The following is a 17,530-nucleotide window of genomic DNA, read 5'->3' on the forward strand; positions in this document are numbered from 1 at the left end:
CGATCACTTTTACCAGTTTAAATTAATATAATCGCTGAAATATTGTATTTGCAGACTAATTACATTTTCATAGTAATAATAAAAAAAGTAGCAAACTAATATGCCATAATAGATTAACTTTTGATCCCTTACTCTAAATAATTTCACAACCCATGAAATTAAAATTAGCTGATAAAAACTAAAATAAATTGAAATTCTGGCAAATATCCAATTTTGTGTTGAAATAAGCATAAAGACGAATCCAAGTAAAGCCATATTGACCACAATATCACTCTTTGGATTCATTTCTCTTAACTTCTCTCTTCCCATAAAAGCAATTAATAGTGGAATTGCTGTTACTGCAACTCTTATAACGCTAGCTCCACCTTCTTGAAAGTTTTTATAGACTGCATACTGGGTATCTTGAATGGCGTTAAACAAATAAGTTGAAAGTTGATTAAATCCAATTATGAATACAATTGAAAATAATAATAGAGCGATTGTTACTTTTGACCATGCTTTAAAGCGCACAAGAAAATAAATTGGAATTAAAATAATTGCAGTTTGATGGAATAATGAAGCAAATAAAATGACGAGTAGATAGCGTTTAAAACTACCTTCTAGCAAAAGTCGTATGCCTGCAAAAGCAATGGATGCAGCAAGTACTTGTCTGATTCCATTCATGGAGACTAGAAACAAACCACCAGTGATATATACATAAACGCTCAATTCAAAAATTCTTGAGTAATTATACAATGTAAAAATAACCAATACATTTGTGATAATCGCTGTTGTAATTAACAATATTTGAGGATTCGAAGAAAAATATTTTAAAATCATTTGCAGAACGCCGAATCCAATATCCTTAGAATCAAAAATATAGTTCCATGTAAAGTCATGTCTTTTATAGATATCCACATATGCATATGTGTCCCCGATATTAGATCTAAGTCCCGATACGCAAACTAGAGTTACTAATACAACAAATGCCAACGTTTTATTCGGTTTTATATAGACTGATGATAAAGTAGCGGTGCTAGATATGCTGGCCCTTGAGGCTACTCGCGCCATAAATGAAAAAACAAATACAATTGCTAAATTGAACCAAAATATAGTCATACTAATATCCTTCCAAAAAACAAAACCTCATTTTAGGCAGCTTTTGTTTTTGTCGTAATATAAATATATAAAGTTATCCCAAATGGAATCGCTAAGATAGTTAAACCTTTTTTTGGCGTCTCGTCTAAAAAACTCCAGTTTCTACTCATAATACTACTTGAAACATAATGAATGGCTTGTCTGAATTTAAACAATTGACTTGCAAAGGGCAATTTCATCATTTCTTTTCGATAGAAAGCAAACCCATTCGGATTTTTAATATATTGACTTAACATATTTAACGATGATCCATCTGCAAGGTACTCTACATAGCATAAAATTTCATTCATTAACAGCATTTCGTATTGTTTATCAAGCATATGATATTTGTATGCTAGACCAACATACCGTTCATTATTAAATAGTGGATATGGAAATTCTTTTGTTAACTCTGTCCGATAGACAAGCTTTTTATCACCAGTTACGCCAAATTTATTATATAAATCAAATAATCTAGACTGTTTTCTATTAACCGGCAACTTTGTACCAATAATTTTTCCATCGGAATATGCATCTAGCCCAATAATTCCACTCACATTATCGTTACCAAATTGATTCCAGTACTCAATAATTTTTTCAACCGCTTCTAAAGGCATATAATCATCTGAATCAATACAGACATTAAGTTCTGTGATAATTTTCTGGTAAGCGGTATTATGGGCACCATGCATTCCTTGGTTTTTCTGCCAATAATACATAATTTCAATTTTGTTTTCTTCGATCCAACCTTCAACTAATTCTTTAGTATTGTCAGTTGAACCATCGTCAATAATTAACCAGATAAATTCTTTACATGTTTGATTCTTTAAACTCTCGTAACATTTGTGAAGGCAGTATGCTCGATTAAATGTTGGAGTAAATACAGTTAACTTCTTCATATCCTACCTCCCTAACGAGATATATGTCTTTTGGGTATTCTCCGCTGTTTTGCGAATATCATATCCATTTTGGCTCAATGTACTCTCTGCATTTCCTCTATTAAAGTTTCTTTTTGCTTCTTTTAAGATTTTCTCAACCCATTTTTCACTGTCATTTAAAGAACAGTATTTAATTAGTCCCATCTCCATATCCACTTCTGTTGTAATCGCATCTGAAATAATACAAGGTAAACCTGCACCTTGTGCTTCTATTAACGTTACAGGTAAACCTTCATGCAAAGATGGGAAAACAAATACATCCATTGCCTGTAAAAGTTTATGAATATCATCTCTAATACCAAGTAACTTTACATTTTTCTCTATTTGAAGTTCTTTTATTTTCGATTCTATTTTTGCTTGAAGTGAACCTCCTCCAACTAAGATTAGAACTGCATTCGGCAATTTTTTTAATAGTGAAGCAAAAATATCTAGTAAAAAAAGATGATTTTTTTGTTGATTAAATCTTCCAACATGGCCAAGTACGAATGCTTTGTCTGAGATATTTAACTGATTCCTAATTTGTTTTCTTAAAATTAATGAAAATTGAAACCTCTCACTTTCAATTCCATTTTTTAGGATTAGTGATTCATTTGAACGTTTAGTAAATAACCACCTACTTGCTGATTCCGAACAAGCAAAAAAATGGGTAGCATTAGGCTCAATGTATTTACCTGCATACCATTTATAAACCTGGGAAGCCAATCCACCTTCACTTTTTGTATTATGACTGTGGGCAATTCTCGTTGGTACATTCGCTTTTTTTGCTGCTCTTAAAACTAATCCACTCATTTTATCCATATGAGAATGGACGATTTTATAAGTAGGATTTAGTCTAAAAAACTTATCTAGTTTTCTTATATAACCTAAATGACCAACGTCCGTTACATATGGAATTCTATGAATCTTTCCACCCATGGCAATTATTTCAGAGTCATATGCTCCCTCTTTACATGTTAAAAAATCGAACTGTATTTTCGATCGATCAACATTACGATATAAATTCATTATGAATGTTTCCGCGCCACCTCTGTTCATATTAACAACGGTATGTAAGATTCTTAAAGGGTCGCCCACATTGTATCCTCCGTTTCGTTCATATAGCTCTTATATACCTCACTTTTTTCCAATATTACTTTATCAATGCTATATTTTCTCATAATGATCTTTCTACTATTAGACCCCAGCCTCTCTTTGAGACCCTTTCTTTCGGCAAGATCTTTTATAGCACTTGAGAAACCAGTGAAGTCATTACTCTTAACAAGCCATCCGTTTTTGTTATTAGTTACAAGCTCTCTATGCCCCCGGTTATCTACCGCTATTATTGGTAAGCCACAAGACATTGCCTCCATTATATTGACCGGCAAACCTTCACGTAGACTAGATCCAACTGCAACGTCACATATAGGTAGAATGTCTTTAATATCTTTTCTAAAACCTAAAAAGTATACCATATGGGAAATTCCGAGTTGATTTGCTAACTGTTTACATTCATTAAGTAATGCACCATCACCAGCAAGTAGAAGTTTTACATTCGACAATTCATCTTTTATTAAGGCCAATGAATTTAGTAGAAATTGTTGATTTTTATTTTTATTAAATTCTGCTGCATAAAAAAGTAAAAAGTCATCTGGTTGATATCCAAATGACTCTCTTGCTACTTTTTTGTTTAATTCATCAATTGGCTTAAAATCCTCTGTATCTATTCCAACTCCATGAATATGTACGATTTTTTTAACATTAAAACTTCTATTTGATAGCTCATAATCTTCCTTATTAATTGTAATTAAACAATCTGATAGGGGAGCCATGAATTTTTCAATTGGATAATATAATAGCCAGTTTAATATAGGGGCACCCTTACAAAAATGAAACCCGTGCGCAGTATAGATTAATTTTGTTGTGCCTCTAACCCTGGACTTACGAGCCGCAAGGCGAGTAAGTATTCCCCCCATAGGTGTATGACAATGTATGATCTCATAATTATTTTCATTTATTATATTTTTAAGGTCTTTTAGTGCCCTTACATTTTTAAAATTAAAAGGCGATCTTTGGATAGGTAAATTAAACTTTTTGTCCACATAATAAATATTGTTTTCGCCATGAGCAGCTATATGTACTTCCCAGCCATTATCCTTGAACCACTTTATATATGGCATATGAAATGCCGTAAAATGATAATCCACAGTTGCACAAAAGAGCACCTTTTTTTTCATTTTTTTCACCTATCAACATTATTTTCTAATCATTCGATCCGCTAATTAATTCTTTTTTCATTAGTTCCGTTAAATAATCTAGAATATTATTTCTCAGGTCCTCTCTTTTAAGAGCAAACTCAAGAGTAGTTTTAATAAAACCTAATTTTTCGCCTACATCGTATCGTGTTCCTTCAAAATCATAAGCATAGACTGCTTCTTGTTTGTTAAGTTCAGCAATTGCATCAGTCAGTTGAATTTCATTTCCAGCCCCTGGCTTCTGATTACTTAAAATATCAAATATTCTCGGCGTTAGTATATAACGGCCTAAAATCGCTAAATTTGAAGGAGCTTCCTCTTGCTTTGGTTTTTCTACCAAACTTTGAACATTATAAAAATGGTTATCTATTAAACTCCCGTCAACAATTCCGTATCTAGAAACATCGGCTTCATTCACAGTTTGTACACCTAATATAGAAGCATTATATCGATTAAATTGCCCAATCATCTGCTTTAAACATGGTGTATCAGCTTGAACAATATCGTCACCCAATAACACTGCAAATGGCTCATCACCTATAAATTTGCGTGCACACCAAATTGCATGACCTAGGCCCCTTGGTTCCTTTTGACGTATATAATGAATATCTACCATCTTTGATGATTTCTGAACTTCTGATAATAAATCAAATTTACCTTTTTCTAATAGGTTTTGTTCTAATTCAAATGAATTATCAAAATGATCTTCAATCGCTCTTTTTCCTTTTCCGGTTACAATAATAATATCCTCTATTCCTGATTCAATAGCCTCTTCAACTATATACTGAATAGTAGGTTTATCTACAATTGGCAACATCTCTTTTGGCATTGCTTTTGTTGCTGGAAGAAATCTAGTTCCCAATCCAGCAGCAGGTATTATAGCTTTTTTTATTTTCATTTTTTTCTCCCTTAATTTAAAATTGGCATTGTAGCATTCGTTTGAGAATTAACCCTATTATTAGCCAAATTCAATAATCTTTCTCTAAGCTCATCCTTCTCTAAGTCTGAAAAGTTATCAATTATTTCATGTATTTCACTTATGCACAGATCTGTCGTTTTTCCAATATAAATTTTCGGATAAATTTGTTCTTCATGAATTTCTTCTTCTTTTAACAATTCCTCAAATAGCTTCTCTCCCGGTCTCATTCCTGAGAATTCAATCTCTATATCATCAAGTGAATTACCTGATAATAAAATTAAATTTCTAGCAAGATCTACTATTTTTACCGGCTCACCCATGTCTAATACGAAGATTTCGCCACCTTTTGCTAATGCCCCTGCTTGTATTACTAGCCTAGATGCTTCAGGAATTGTCATAAAATAACGAACCATATCTGGGTGAGTAACAGTGACAGGTCCTCCATTTTCTATTTGCTTTTTAAATAGTGGGATAACACTCCCTCTACTACCTAGCACATTTCCAAATCGAACTGCTACAAATTTTGTATCACTATTTTTATCCAAATCTTGAATAATCATCTCTGCAAGTTTTTTTGTTGAACCCATTACACTTGTTGGATTGACAGCTTTATCAGTTGAAATCATGACAAATGTTTTTACACAATGCCAGCTAGCTGCTTTTGCGACATTCATAGTACCAATTATATTATTTTTAATTGCTGCCTCCGGATTTCGCTCCATTAAAGGTACGTGCTTGTGTGCTGCTGCATGGTAGACAACATCCGGACTATATTGTTCCATAATTAACATCATTTTCTTTTCGTCTTGTAAATCTGCAATCTCTGTAATAAATTCAATACTAGAATCCTTAAAACTATTCTTTAATTCCATTTCAATTGAATAAATACTATTTTCACCATGACCAAGTAAAATTAATTGTTTCGGATTAAAGTTAGAAATTTGTCGCGATATTTCCGAACCGATTGATCCTCCCGCCCCTGTAACTAATACAACATTATTTGTAATCGATTCAGAAATACTGCCCATATCCATTACAACAGGATCCCTTCCTAATAAGTCCTCTACTTGAACATCACGGAATTGATTGACTGAAACTTTACCAGTAATTAAATCTTCTAACATAGGTAGTATTTTAGTACTAGCATTTGTTTTAGAGCATTCTTGAAAAATAATATTTAACTCCTTTTTACGTAAAGAAGGAATTGCAATAATAATATTTTCAATTGAATACTTATTTACAACACTTTCAATTTTTTCAACCCCTCCTAAGACGGGAATACCCAATATATCTAAATGATGTTTTTTTACATTATCATCTATAAAAGCAACAGGATGGAGATGACTATTATTGTCGTTACTCTTTAAAAGTTGTCTCGCAACCATAGTGCCAGCTGCGCCAGCACCAATAATTAAAGTTCTCTTCTTAATAATATTTCTTCTAACAAATGAATCTCGATATAACCTCCAAGTAAACCTTGAACCACCTATTAATAACATATGAAGTAACCAAGCGACCGCAAATAATCTGAAATACGTTTTTTGCATAATCATTTGCTGAATAATTAATGATGTGAGTATTGAAGACGTTACAATATTAAAGATAATAATGATTTCACCTATACTTGCATATTCCCATGCCTTTTTATAAAGTTTAAAAATGAATGAAAAAATATGATGGCTTAATAAAAGAAAAAGTGAACTTATAAAAACGGGTTTAATAAATATATCAATTGTTGCGTTTACCAAAAATTGACTAATAAAAATGGATGTGAGTACAATACATGAATCAATAATTATAAATAGAGATAATCTTTGCCTAAAAGTCACTTGAATGCTCCTCTCATAAACCATCTTACGTTATATAATTCAAGCCTTTTTCTTCCATCGTCTTTTATTTTATTATTTGGTAACCAATTAGCTTCACTTAGCCGTTCAAATTGTTGAATGAATCTAATTTTATTCTTTAGTGTTTTAGGTGGCCTATCCTTATTTTTCATATTCACATCTCCATCTGTAGTAATAAAGTGCTTATTTTTGCACTCTATATAAAAAGCACATAAATAAACACTTTATATAAAAAAAGGGCATTCAACCCACCCTCACATCACACTCTTGACGACTTGCGTCTAAGGTATATTTCAACCCACAGCATGATCGAGTGCCTACATTGATAAAGGAAAGTAGACATCACCTAAACTATTCTATTACCTATTGTTCTTAATTAAGAACCAAATAGTAAAATTTTACTTACTTTTCATTTAAAATTGCTCCAATTAATCTTCCATGTGATAGCTCAATTACTCTACTAGCCTCACTCGTTTTCTCTATTTCAGTTTTTCCACGGTTAAGCACTAGAACTACACCATCACATTGATTTGCAAGCACCCTTGTCTCTGTATAATCTAATATTGATGGCGAATCAATTAGTACAATATCATAAGAGGTAATCAATTTTTTAAATAACTCTTTAACTGCTGAATTCGCCAAAAGTTCTACAGGATTAAAATTAATTGTGCCACTAGTCAATACATCCAAATTTTCAAAGTCAGTGCTTGTTACTACATCTTTAAGCTCCAAACGGTTTGTTAACAAATCTGTTAATCCAACATTGTTTTGTAGTTTAAAAATTTTATGGATTGAAGCTTCCCTTAAATTAGCATCTATCAATAAGATTTTTTCTTTCTGCTGAGCCATCGATACAGCTAAATTAGCGCTAATTGTTGAATTTCCTTCACCTTTACCAGTTGAAGTAATTAAGAGGATCTTATTCTTTGTTTCCTCAGTTAAAAAATGTAAATTTGTACGTATTGTTCGAAATTGGTCAGATATAATTGAATTTGGATTTGTAAACGTCACTAGATTTCTATTTTTAAAGGCTGTGTTTTGTGTTCTTTTATTAAATATCAACATTCTCACCTTCATTTTTTAATAATTTATATTTCTTTTTCTCACTTAGTAACTTTTTCTTATTCATATTTGGAACAATGCCAATTACAGGTACCCCTAAGATTTCTTCCACTTCGCTTCGTCTTTTAATTGTTTGATCTAATGAGTCTAGTAAAAATATTAATGCGATACTAATTACAATTCCCATCACAAATGCCAAAATAATAACCTTATTACTCTGTTGATTAATTGGCATTGAAGCTACCTCTGCTGGAGTTAATAATTGTACATTTTTAAAATTTAATAGATTACTAACTTCATCTTTAAATGACTTCGCAGTTTCATTCGCAATATTTGTAGCAATAGTTGGATCGGTATCTTGCACTGTAATACTAAAAATAGTTGAATCGCCTATTCTTGCCACATTTAATTTTTTTGCTAAAGTATCTTTAGAAATATTAAGTTGTAAATTATTAATTACTTTTTTCAAAACAGTTGGATCATTAATCATAACCGCTAACGTACTTAAGTCATCCTTTGTATTAAGCATTATTCTCGTAGATGACTCATACATAGGAACATAATTGTTATAAAATTTCTGATATAGGTAACCTGCTGATGTAGTTAAAATAGTAAAAACAATAATAATCCAAAATCTGCTTTTAATTACATCAAAATATTCTTTTATATCAATTTCCTTAGGCCTTACACTATTCATCCATTCACCTTCATTTTTTAGTATTTTTTACTGATATAAAACATGACTAAACATTCTATATAACGAACAACATTTTAATAAATTATCAAAATATTATGTACACATATAATTATGCATAATAAGTACTGTTATGATTAAATAAAGTCTGAAAATTAGGGTAATTATGAACTTAATTTTAATTCTTTATAATGAACTAGTCAATAATATTTTCGCTCCAATTTATACCTATTTTACTATACTATAATGATAGTAGATTCTAGTAAATTAATTATAAACTCCTAGTAAATTTATTGTTAATAAAGTATATTCTGTACTAAACATAAGAACTAAGCTGTTCTTTTAAACGAACGATTTCAATACTTAATTACTAGGAAAAATTTTTTAAATAATCTTTCTTTACTTACTAGATAGTTTCACCATCTTTTATACTTTATCTTAATTAGTACAAGCAATTTGGACTGAAATAAATATACTACTCCTATAAATATACTAATTTAGAAGGAGTGTCATGTTATTTGGCAATTAGTAGTCCAAAGATTAATAGTTTACCTGTTGTAACAAGTATAAATGCAAACTCCTATACCGTAAGTGGTAGCGGGATTGCAAATGCTACTATTTATTTAACGTTTAAAGATCCGAATAAAAATACGATTTCTACTTCCGTCAAAGCAAATTTAAGCGGTACCTTTTCTACAAAATTAAATCTCACAACTCTAAAAGATGGCCAGTTAAACTTGGAAGCTTACCAAAAGGACACAAAAGGTAATACAAGTGGAAAGGTTAATAAGACTGTTTTAAAAGACACCATTGGACCAACGATTCTTTTAAGTGTCTCGAATGTTACATTACAAAATCAAAGTGCGTACCCAGTAGCTGGAAAAGTGGAAGCAAACCAAAAAGTAACAGTAACTGTTAGTGATGGTATTCATAGTCCACTATCTATAGTAACTACATCTGATACAATTGGCAATTTTTCAGTGATATTTAATATGAGTTCTTTGAATAATGGAAGTATTACAATCACAGCTGTCTCGAATGACCAATATGGCAATCAATCTACAAGTTCCTCAGTTGTCACAAAAGATACTACGGTTATTTCTCCTCCGGGAGGAGTATATGAACTTACTTCCCAAGAAAGAACTAAATGGGGTATTTATAATGATAATTCTCATCCTATTGAAACAACGAATGGGTTTAACCAGGCACTACAGTGGGCAACTAGCAACGGGTACACTACCTTTCATGTATTAGGTGGAACGTACTTAATAGCTAAGGGCGTAGAAGATAGAGATAAAAATGCTCAAATTAATATGGTAAGTAATATGACATTTTTAATGGATAACGATACAGTACTTCAAAAGGAAACAAATAAATGGGAACAATACGCTATTATTTCGCTCAGTAAAGACATTGTGAATGTGACTATAAAAGGTGGTACCTTGAAGGGTGACCGATATACTCACGATTACACTTATGTTGGTCCATATACTTCAGGTACACATGAGTGGGGATTTGGAATCATAACAGAGGGGGCAAGTAATGTCACTATTGATGGTGTTAATTTTACAGATTTTACCGGTGATGGTGTTCAAGCTGGTGGTACAACAGTCACAGGCGAGTGGATTGATTCAGCTAACCTAGAATTAGGTGGATTAGATGCAAATGGAAATCCTATTAGTCAATCAGGTAAAATTCGCACTAAACCTTATACCCTAAGTGATCCATCGTATCAAAATCCTCATTTTAGAAATATTATGATGTGGAATCCTGATGGAGTAACCGGAAAATACGATTTATATTATTACCGCTCAGATGGAAGTTTAGTTAAAACTGATAAAGATCAAGATTTCAATTCATCTTTTGGATATTCTAAGATTCCAGATGACGCAGTTAAATGGCGTGCTGTTTTTAATGCTACTAGTACAGCGAATGTTGGTGTTCAAATGATGTCTGTTGCAGTTACGGAAAACTTACTGATACAAAATTGCAATATAGGCTATAACCGTAGACAAGGCATCAGTTTAGTAGGCACAGATGGCGTCAAAATATTAAATAATAAAATTCACGATATAGGTGGAGTCGCTCCTGGAAGTGGAGTTGATTTAGAGCCTGGATTTTACCCGGGTATAAATACTGAGATAAGTGGAAATGAATTTTTAAATAATAAAATTCATATGGTACTCTCTTATGGGGGGCATGCAATAGCAAATAATAACTACTTTGGTCCTGATGCTGCTTTTGCTTCAACTAGCTGGGGTGGCGTTTCTGCTTCTAATAATACCTTTGACAATTCTTCATTTGTAAGTTCTGACGGTTCTTCTAATATTACTTTTACAAATAACAAACTAACAAAAAGTGGAGCAGTTTTTGACGGTGGAGAAAATATAATTGTAGATGGTCTTGTTGGTGTAGATTCAGATATCAGCTTTACTCAGACTGTTGAAAACGGCATAAACGCATCCAATATTTCTCTTACATCCTCTGGACAGGATTCAGAATTGCATGGTTTTGCAATATGGGGAGACAAGCCAATAACGTTGAATACTATTTATCTAGAAGGAAACAATGGTCTAAGTGGAAATGGACTCGCTTCAAATGTATACTCGAATGTTACATTTAATAATACTACTGAATCTCGATTAGCTTCTGGAAACTATACCAATCTAATTGTTACAAATGGAAAGATAAATTTCTATCCTGGAAAAGTAACTATTAACCAGGGGCAGTTTAAAAATAGTACTGTTATCCTTGATAACGACAATGGATATCCAAATGTTACTATATCAAGTTCAACATTCAACTTTGATAAATCCGTATCTGGTAACATTATTTTAGTAAATAATGCAACAAGTTTTGCTTTTCTTAACAATACAATAAATGATAGTATTACAACTTCTGCGGATCATCCAATAATTCAGATCGGCCGTGATGCATGGAAAGATTCTCCTACTCAAGTTAAAGGAGCAGTAATTAAAGGAAACAAAATAACATCCAAAATAAAAAGGGTTGGAATTGACACAACTAACGGTGGCATCGGTGCGCCTACTTATGATATTGAAGACAACACATTAATTAATAATACACTTGCATTAACATCTAAAGATATTAATAAAAACAATACAGTCACTTAAAAGAAACAGTTGAAAGAGTACGAGCTAAGCCACGCAATAAGTTCGTTAATAATTTAGTAAAATCCAACTACCATTCATTTAAGTTATATAAATATACAAAAATATTCATTCTATCGATTACACATATTACTTCGTACACATTTTAAAACTTCTTATAAGTAAGTTCCAGTTATGCATAGGTTGTTGAATCTATAATGGTCTAATCAATTTGTTTATACGGATTGATTAGGCTACATATAAAATCTATTATTAGAAACATAATTATTTAACAAATGTATTTGCATTTCATGACCTAATCGTTAAATAGTCTGTTATAAACTGTTATAATTCCTAGTACTTTAGGGGATTCTACTTATATCTTATTTTGAAAGGAAGCTACTAAATGGAACAAACTCTTTATGAAAAATATGGTGGAGAAGAAACAGTTGGAAAAGTAGTTGATTATTTTTACGATAAATTAGTACTAAAAGATGAAACAGTTAATCATTTCTTTGAAAAAACGGATATGGACAAGCAACGCCGTCATCAAACAAAATTTATTAGTTTCGCTTTAGGTGGACCTAACCAGTATACTGGTAAATCCATGTCAAAAGCTCATGAAGGAATGAATCTTCAACCTGAACATTTTAATGCAATTGCTACCCATCTCCATGATGCATTAGCTCACTTTGGGGTTAGCGAGTCAGACATTGATCAAGCCTTAACGAAGGTAGAATCACTAAGAGATGACATACAATATAAATAAATAAATTTAAAAAGCTATTACCAATAATAAGGGTAGTAGCTTTTTAAAATTTTCTCTATATTATTTCCAAAAAGCACCCTCAAACTCAACCAAATCGTGATATGGGTACAAAGGTTTCAATAATCTTGCTTTTGTCCATAAATCTGTTGTTTTTTCTAAAGCAGTTAAAGACGTTTTATAATTCTCATCAACTGTAATATATTTTACATTACCGAGATGCTTGAGTGAGTACCCAGTTATTTGTTTAAAGAAGGTTTTATTAGCATAGTCTAATGGATCACCATTTACAATATAATTTGTGAATAGCGGTTTAAAAGTTGTTTGGACTTTTTGTGACTTTGCATGAAGTTTTTTCGAACCATCATCTAATAGTACACCTAATGAGTTAAATGTAACGCCCTGTACAAATAGATGATTTTTCAATTTTTTATCATTTTTAAGCTGATAACCTACAAATTGAGCCAAATAACCCCCAAAGGAATGACCAGTAACATATACACTTGAATGCTTGTTCTCTTTTTTATTTAATATTGAAGTAACCCAGTCATATGCTTGCTGAGCTTGTTGATCTACGACAACTGGTGAACCATTCTCAGGAGTTTCAAATTCAACTAATCTTTGATAAATATCTTGCAAATTTATTTTTTTTAATCCACTGAAAGCAAATAGTAAACTATTATTTTTATTGTTTTTTAATGCTATTGCAGAAAATCCAATATTACCAGATGTAATGGAAACAAGCCTATAATCACTAAGATTCTTATGAACTTGAGTAAGTAATGGATTAGCAATTCCTTTATGTTCTCTTAAGCTTTTGCCTATTTCTTTACTTAGAAAAGCTTCATAAGAAAGCTCAGATGCTGCTAATAATACGCCAACGGGAAGCTTCTCTAGCTCTCTTTGCTCTTGTTGGCTACATCCGGTGGTCGTTGTAAAAAAAGTAAGTACTGTAACGATAAAAATAACTACACGAAAATTCATTAGTAACCTAACCTCCTTTCGACAGTCTCTTTCTTCATATTATGTCCACGACCATATGACATGTTCATCTTTTCCCCAAAAAAGTAAAAAAATATACATAAAATTATTGACAATTTTATTTTACAAATGTTATCATATAAATTTTGTTATTTCATTTATTAATGTTATACTTAAGTTATAAGAATTTTCGGAGGTGGGTACATTGTTCAAAATTGGCGATCAAATTATTTACCCAATGCAGGGAGCTGCAGTAATTGATTCCATCGAAGAGAAAGTTATACAAGGTGTAACACAACAGTATTACATTATCAACATACCATCCAGCAATTTAAAATTGATGGTCCCTCAAGGGAATGTGTCAAACACGAAAATTCGTTTAGTCGAAGACAATGAACATTTAAGTAATGTATTAGATGACTTTTCAAATGGTCTTCCTGACGATTCCTTATCTTGGAAACAAAAGTATGATTTAAACATGAAAAAATTAAAGTCTGGCGAATTACTCGCTGGTGCTCAAGTTGTACGTGATCTAACACTTCAAAGTAGGGAGAAACCTTTAAATCCTAGTGAAAGAGAAATGCTAGACATGGCAAAACGCATGTTTGTTGGTGAACTTAGCTTAATTAAAGGCATATCGCAGCTTGAAGCAACCGAATTAATTGATTCTGCATTAAAATAAAGATTTGTTTAAGAAAAGGAGCTTACTTAAGCTCTTTTTTTTGTTGATTTTGAACTTATTAGTTACTTTCATGAATACCTAGGTGGACCAATTGATTAAAATAAGGTATGAATAAAAGATACACTCACCTTTTGTTTTGTTTGGTAAAACTTATTATTGTATTTACTCCGTTTTTAAACCACCATTTTTAGTTGATTTAATAAAATTATAATAGAAAAACTGGCAGGTGTTTGCAGTTTTAGTAATTTTTTTAGGCTTGCTTTATTTAAATTTTTTATTTAGGTCACTTTTCCAAATAAAATAAAAAAAGACTGCTAACAAAAATGCTAGCAGCCTTTTATTCACTCATAAGTGAAAATTATAATTTAACTACGTTTTCAGCTTGAGCGCCACGGTTACCTTGAGTGATCTCAAAGCTTACTTTTTGGCCTTCTTCAAGAGATTTGAAACCATCACCTTGGATAGCTGAGAAATGTACGAATACATCGTCTCCACCTTCAACTGCGATAAATCCGAAACCTTTTTCTGCGTTAAACCATTTAACTGTACCTGTGTTCATTGTACGAACCTCCATTTATTCCTGTTTTTTTACACTTAATGAGTATTGTTAAGAGAAAATACACACATTAGAACAGGATGAAAATTCGTCCCTTTTAACACATGAATTGAATTAACCAATATATTAAGTATATATTTATAATAACACAAAATGAATTAAAAAACAAATTGCGCATGAAGAATAATTAAATTTAGTAATTTAAATGTAAAATAAAACCTTTTTTACTTTTCGTTAGCAAGTATTAAACCAACTGGTAAGTTCTTCTTCATAATACTACTAAAGTAACTATTTGGTACTGGTTTGTTCCCTACATAAGGAGAAATTTCAATTGTAAATCCAGGTCGTTTTTTTGCAGCAACATACCAGTCTTTATATCCACCGCCTCCACCTTTTGCGGGAGCGACTAAACTATAGCCTGTTTGTTTAGATAATTTGGTAGCAATTGCCTTATCTCTAGCCATTTGAGTTCCTGATTGGTTATAATGCCAGAAAATTATATTTCCTGATGAGTGGTATGCAGCTGTATTTTTGAATGAATGTTTATTAGTGAAATCATATAAAGCTTTAGCTTCTGGTTCACTTAGAGCCTTCGTACCTTTATAGTTATCAGGGCCAGGCTTTGACTTATTACCAGAAATTGTATTCCACCCAGCTGGATATTGACGATTTAAATCTACGCCACGTACATTTGCCTTCCAAGCTTTAAAATTCTTACTACCATTATTTAATTTAATGACCTGATTTGGATTTTTTGCACTACTCGCACCTTTTTGTACAAGCATTACGCCATCAGGATTAACCATAGGTACAAAATAAATAGACGTTTGTGATAATGATTTTCTTACATCAAAACCAGAAATTTTTGTATTTTTTTCATACGCACTAGCATATTGATCAAGCATTTCCATTATGACATTTGTTGTCATATGCTCACGTGCATGATGCGAACCGTTTATACTAATTTCAGATTTACCAGTCCCTAGCTTAATCGCATATAAATTTCTACCATCAACCGATTTACCGATTGTTTCAACTTTAGTAAATCCAGGATACCAAGCATTTAGTTCTTGTAAATCTGCTTTCAACTCGTCATATGAATAGTCACCATTTGGGTCAACGTAGTTATAAGTTTTTAACGATATATCCGCTTTAGGAATTAGCCCCTTAAGTCCTCCAATTTTAACGACATAATAAGAGGAATAGGCTGAATCAATTACTATTTTTTGTTTAGCAGGTACGTTAACCATTGTTGGTTTTGGATCACGCGGGAAGACAATTTTAGTATTTCGTACTGCAACACCCGCTGTAATTTTAACAGGCTGGGTCACGATACTGATTACAGGTAATGTCTCATTTGGCAAAGGAATTGTTTTATTTTTATCAATATAAGCAGTTTGATTAGAAAATTGGATCATTAAATATTGATCCTTCTCACCTATTTTACTAAAAACCGTATTTGTTTTAACTGTTCCCCTATTCACTAATTTACCATTTTCATTTAATAATAACGGTGTGTCATTTGTTACTTTAAAGACTTTCGCCGTTGGATAGATTTCCCATGGAGTAGCATTACGGACTGCACTTTTTAAAATAGTCCCCGCATTCCCATTGTAAGTAACATAGTAAAGGTCATTCTCCTCTTTATCTACTTTTAACTTAACGTTGGCTGGTATTGTTATTGTAGTAGTTGTAGTACCAGTTGCTTCACTAGTTGTTCCTTCACTTGTTGTGCCACCAGTTGTTCCTTCACTTGTTGTGCCACCAGTTGTTCCTTCACTTGTTGTGCCACCAGTTGTTCCTTCACTTGTTGTGCCACCGGTTGTTCCTTCACTTGTTGTGCTACCGGTTGTTCCTTCACTTGTTGTGCCACCGGTTGTTCCTTCACTTGTTGTGCCACCGGTTGTTCCTTCACTTGTTGTGCCACCGGTTGTTCCTTCACTTGTTGTGCCACCGGTTGTTCCTTCACTTGTTGTGCCACCGGTTGTTCCTTCACTTGTTGTGCCACCGGTTGTTCCTTCAGTTCCAGAACTCTGAATAGTCAATTCTGTAGGTTTTAGCGTTACAACCCATTTGTCTGCACTCGCTTTTGTTGTTGATTCTGCAAATACATCTTTAAACATACTAAACATAAGTACTAAAACAATTAAACTAATATAACCTTTCTTCAATCCCTTCACCTCTCTAGTTAATCAAATAAATGTATGTAATTGTTTTTTACACGTAACAGACGAAAAGCTCCCCATTCAGGGAGCTTATTTTACTATATTAATATTTTATTATATTAGTATTTTCATTGCATATTAAAATTGTATTACACACTTAACCATTCTTATTACGTTTTTTACTTTAAATAAGGTATGTTTTTATCGATTTTAGTTGAAACTATGAGGATTTTACATATAAGTGCGATTTAATTTATGAATATATTTGAATTGATGGTATTTATTTGCGATTTTCATTTTTTATTTGCGTTCCTATAATTTTTATTATGATTTTCACTATTTTTTTGCGATTCCCGAATTTTATTTGCTCCCGGAACTAAATTGCGATTTATACTTTTTATTTTCATTTCCGAATTTAATTACCCTTCACCCAAATGTTTATTACAACTTAATAGTAACAATC

15 protein-coding genes are annotated in these 17,530 nt (G+C 32.1%); 3 read left to right on the top strand and 12 right to left on the bottom strand.

All coding sequences use genetic code 11. The annotated features are described in order from the left end of the window. Positions 1 to 9 precede the first annotated feature (9 nt). The 9 genes from MY490_RS20925 to MY490_RS20965 all read right to left on the bottom strand — a co-directional run bounded on the left by MY490_RS20925 (position 10) and on the right by MY490_RS20965 (position 8,810). A complete protein-coding gene (locus MY490_RS20925; protein ID WP_248267374.1) occupies positions 10 to 1,098 on the bottom strand; it encodes an EpsG family protein in 1,089 nt (362 codons plus the stop codon). A 32-nt stretch (positions 1,099 to 1,130) separates the two neighbouring features. Further along, on the bottom strand, positions 1,131 to 2,015 hold the full coding sequence (locus tag MY490_RS20930; protein WP_248267375.1) for a glycosyltransferase family 2 protein: 885 nt from the start codon (positions 2,013 to 2,015) through the stop codon (positions 1,131 to 1,133). A 3-nt stretch (positions 2,016 to 2,018) separates the two neighbouring features. Then, a complete protein-coding gene (locus MY490_RS20935; RefSeq protein ID WP_248267376.1) occupies positions 2,019 to 3,128 on the bottom strand; it encodes a glycosyltransferase family 1 protein in 1,110 nt (369 codons plus the stop codon). Then, positions 3,113 to 4,267, bottom strand: a complete 1,155-nt coding sequence (locus tag MY490_RS20940; protein WP_248267377.1) for a glycosyltransferase family 4 protein — start codon at positions 4,265 to 4,267, stop codon at positions 3,113 to 3,115. The genes MY490_RS20935 and MY490_RS20940 overlap by 16 nt, the downstream gene beginning before the upstream one ends. Positions 4,268 to 4,292: 25 nt before the next feature. After that, positions 4,293 to 5,183: a UTP--glucose-1-phosphate uridylyltransferase GalU gene (gene galU / locus MY490_RS20945; protein WP_248267378.1), complete on the bottom strand. Its 891-nt coding sequence runs from the start codon at positions 5,181 to 5,183 to the stop codon at positions 4,293 to 4,295. 11 nt (positions 5,184 to 5,194) lie between these two features. Beyond that, positions 5,195 to 7,033: a polysaccharide biosynthesis protein gene (locus MY490_RS20950; protein ID WP_248267379.1), complete on the bottom strand. Its 1,839-nt coding sequence runs from the start codon at positions 7,031 to 7,033 to the stop codon at positions 5,195 to 5,197. Further along, a complete protein-coding gene (locus tag MY490_RS20955; protein WP_248267380.1) occupies positions 7,030 to 7,203 on the bottom strand; it encodes a hypothetical protein in 174 nt (57 codons plus the stop codon). The genes MY490_RS20950 and MY490_RS20955 overlap by 4 nt, the downstream gene beginning before the upstream one ends. A 250-nt stretch (positions 7,204 to 7,453) precedes the next feature. Continuing rightward, complete coding sequence (locus tag MY490_RS20960) at positions 7,454 to 8,116, bottom strand: CpsD/CapB family tyrosine-protein kinase (protein WP_248267381.1); 663 nt, start codon at positions 8,114 to 8,116, stop codon at positions 7,454 to 7,456. Then, positions 8,103 to 8,810 carry a YveK family protein gene (locus tag MY490_RS20965; RefSeq protein WP_248267382.1) on the bottom strand — a complete coding sequence of 236 codons (708 nt, stop codon included), beginning with the start codon at positions 8,808 to 8,810 and terminating at the stop codon, positions 8,103 to 8,105. The genes MY490_RS20960 and MY490_RS20965 overlap by 14 nt, the downstream gene beginning before the upstream one ends. Before the next feature lie 515 nt (positions 8,811 to 9,325). Between MY490_RS20965 and MY490_RS20970 the strand changes: the two genes are divergently transcribed. Together MY490_RS20970 and MY490_RS20975 are read left to right on the top strand one after the other, a co-directional pair. Continuing rightward, the gene (locus tag MY490_RS20970; protein WP_248267383.1) at positions 9,326 to 11,941 is read left to right on the top strand and encodes an Ig-like domain-containing protein; all 2,616 of its coding nucleotides are present in this window, start codon (positions 9,326 to 9,328) and stop codon (positions 11,939 to 11,941) included. A 382-nt stretch (positions 11,942 to 12,323) separates the two neighbouring features. Continuing rightward, complete coding sequence (locus MY490_RS20975) at positions 12,324 to 12,686, top strand: group I truncated hemoglobin (RefSeq protein ID WP_248267384.1); 363 nt, start codon at positions 12,324 to 12,326, stop codon at positions 12,684 to 12,686. Between the two features lie 60 nt (positions 12,687 to 12,746). Here MY490_RS20975 and MY490_RS20980 read toward each other — a convergent pair whose 3' ends face one another. Then, on the bottom strand, positions 12,747 to 13,667 hold the full coding sequence (locus tag MY490_RS20980) for a lipase family protein (RefSeq protein ID WP_248267385.1): 921 nt from the start codon (positions 13,665 to 13,667) through the stop codon (positions 12,747 to 12,749). Between the two features lie 193 nt (positions 13,668 to 13,860). Between MY490_RS20980 and MY490_RS20985 the strand changes: the two genes are divergently transcribed. Next, complete coding sequence (locus MY490_RS20985; RefSeq protein WP_248267386.1) at positions 13,861 to 14,346, top strand: CarD family transcriptional regulator; 486 nt, start codon at positions 13,861 to 13,863, stop codon at positions 14,344 to 14,346. Between the two features lie 358 nt (positions 14,347 to 14,704). Here MY490_RS20985 and cspD read toward each other — a convergent pair whose 3' ends face one another. Together cspD and MY490_RS20995 are read right to left on the bottom strand one after the other, a co-directional pair. Continuing rightward, a complete protein-coding gene (gene cspD / locus MY490_RS20990; protein WP_025568675.1) occupies positions 14,705 to 14,905 on the bottom strand; it encodes a cold-shock protein CspD in 201 nt (66 codons plus the stop codon). A 221-nt stretch (positions 14,906 to 15,126) separates the two neighbouring features. Continuing rightward, positions 15,127 to 17,073, bottom strand: coding sequence for a M14 family metallopeptidase (locus MY490_RS20995; RefSeq protein ID WP_248267387.1), 1,947 nt, complete (start codon positions 17,071 to 17,073; stop codon positions 15,127 to 15,129). Between the last annotated feature and the right edge of the window lie 457 nt (positions 17,074 to 17,530).

It is taken from the genome of Gottfriedia acidiceleris, from assembly GCF_023115465.1.
In the GTDB taxonomy this organism is placed as follows: domain Bacteria; phylum Bacillota; class Bacilli; order Bacillales; family Bacillaceae_G; genus Gottfriedia; species Gottfriedia acidiceleris_B.

Bases quoted from the DNA above. Each gene is read 5' to 3' on its own strand.
- MY490_RS20940 (WP_248267377.1), bottom strand. From the start codon at position 4,267: ATGAAAAAAAAGGTGCTCTTTTGTGCAACTGTGGATTATCATTTTACG.
- cspD (WP_025568675.1), bottom strand. From the start codon at position 14,905: ATGAACACAGGTACAGTTAAATGGTTTAACGCAGAAAAAGGTTTCGGA.
- MY490_RS20960 (WP_248267381.1), bottom strand. From the start codon at position 8,116: ATGTTGATATTTAATAAAAGAACACAAAACACAGCCTTTAAAAATAGA.
- MY490_RS20965 (WP_248267382.1), bottom strand. From the start codon at position 8,810: ATGAATAGTGTAAGGCCTAAGGAAATTGATATAAAAGAATATTTTGAT.
- MY490_RS20955 (WP_248267380.1), bottom strand. From the start codon at position 7,203: ATGAAAAATAAGGATAGGCCACCTAAAACACTAAAGAATAAAATTAGA.
- MY490_RS20975 (WP_248267384.1), top strand. From the start codon at position 12,324: ATGGAACAAACTCTTTATGAAAAATATGGTGGAGAAGAAACAGTTGGA.
- galU (WP_248267378.1), bottom strand. From the start codon at position 5,183: ATGAAAATAAAAAAAGCTATAATACCTGCTGCTGGATTGGGAACTAGA.
- MY490_RS20930 (WP_248267375.1), bottom strand. From the start codon at position 2,015: ATGAAGAAGTTAACTGTATTTACTCCAACATTTAATCGAGCATACTGC.
- MY490_RS20925 (WP_248267374.1), bottom strand. From the start codon at position 1,098: ATGACTATATTTTGGTTCAATTTAGCAATTGTATTTGTTTTTTCATTT.
- MY490_RS20980 (WP_248267385.1), bottom strand. From the start codon at position 13,667: ATGAATTTTCGTGTAGTTATTTTTATCGTTACAGTACTTACTTTTTTT.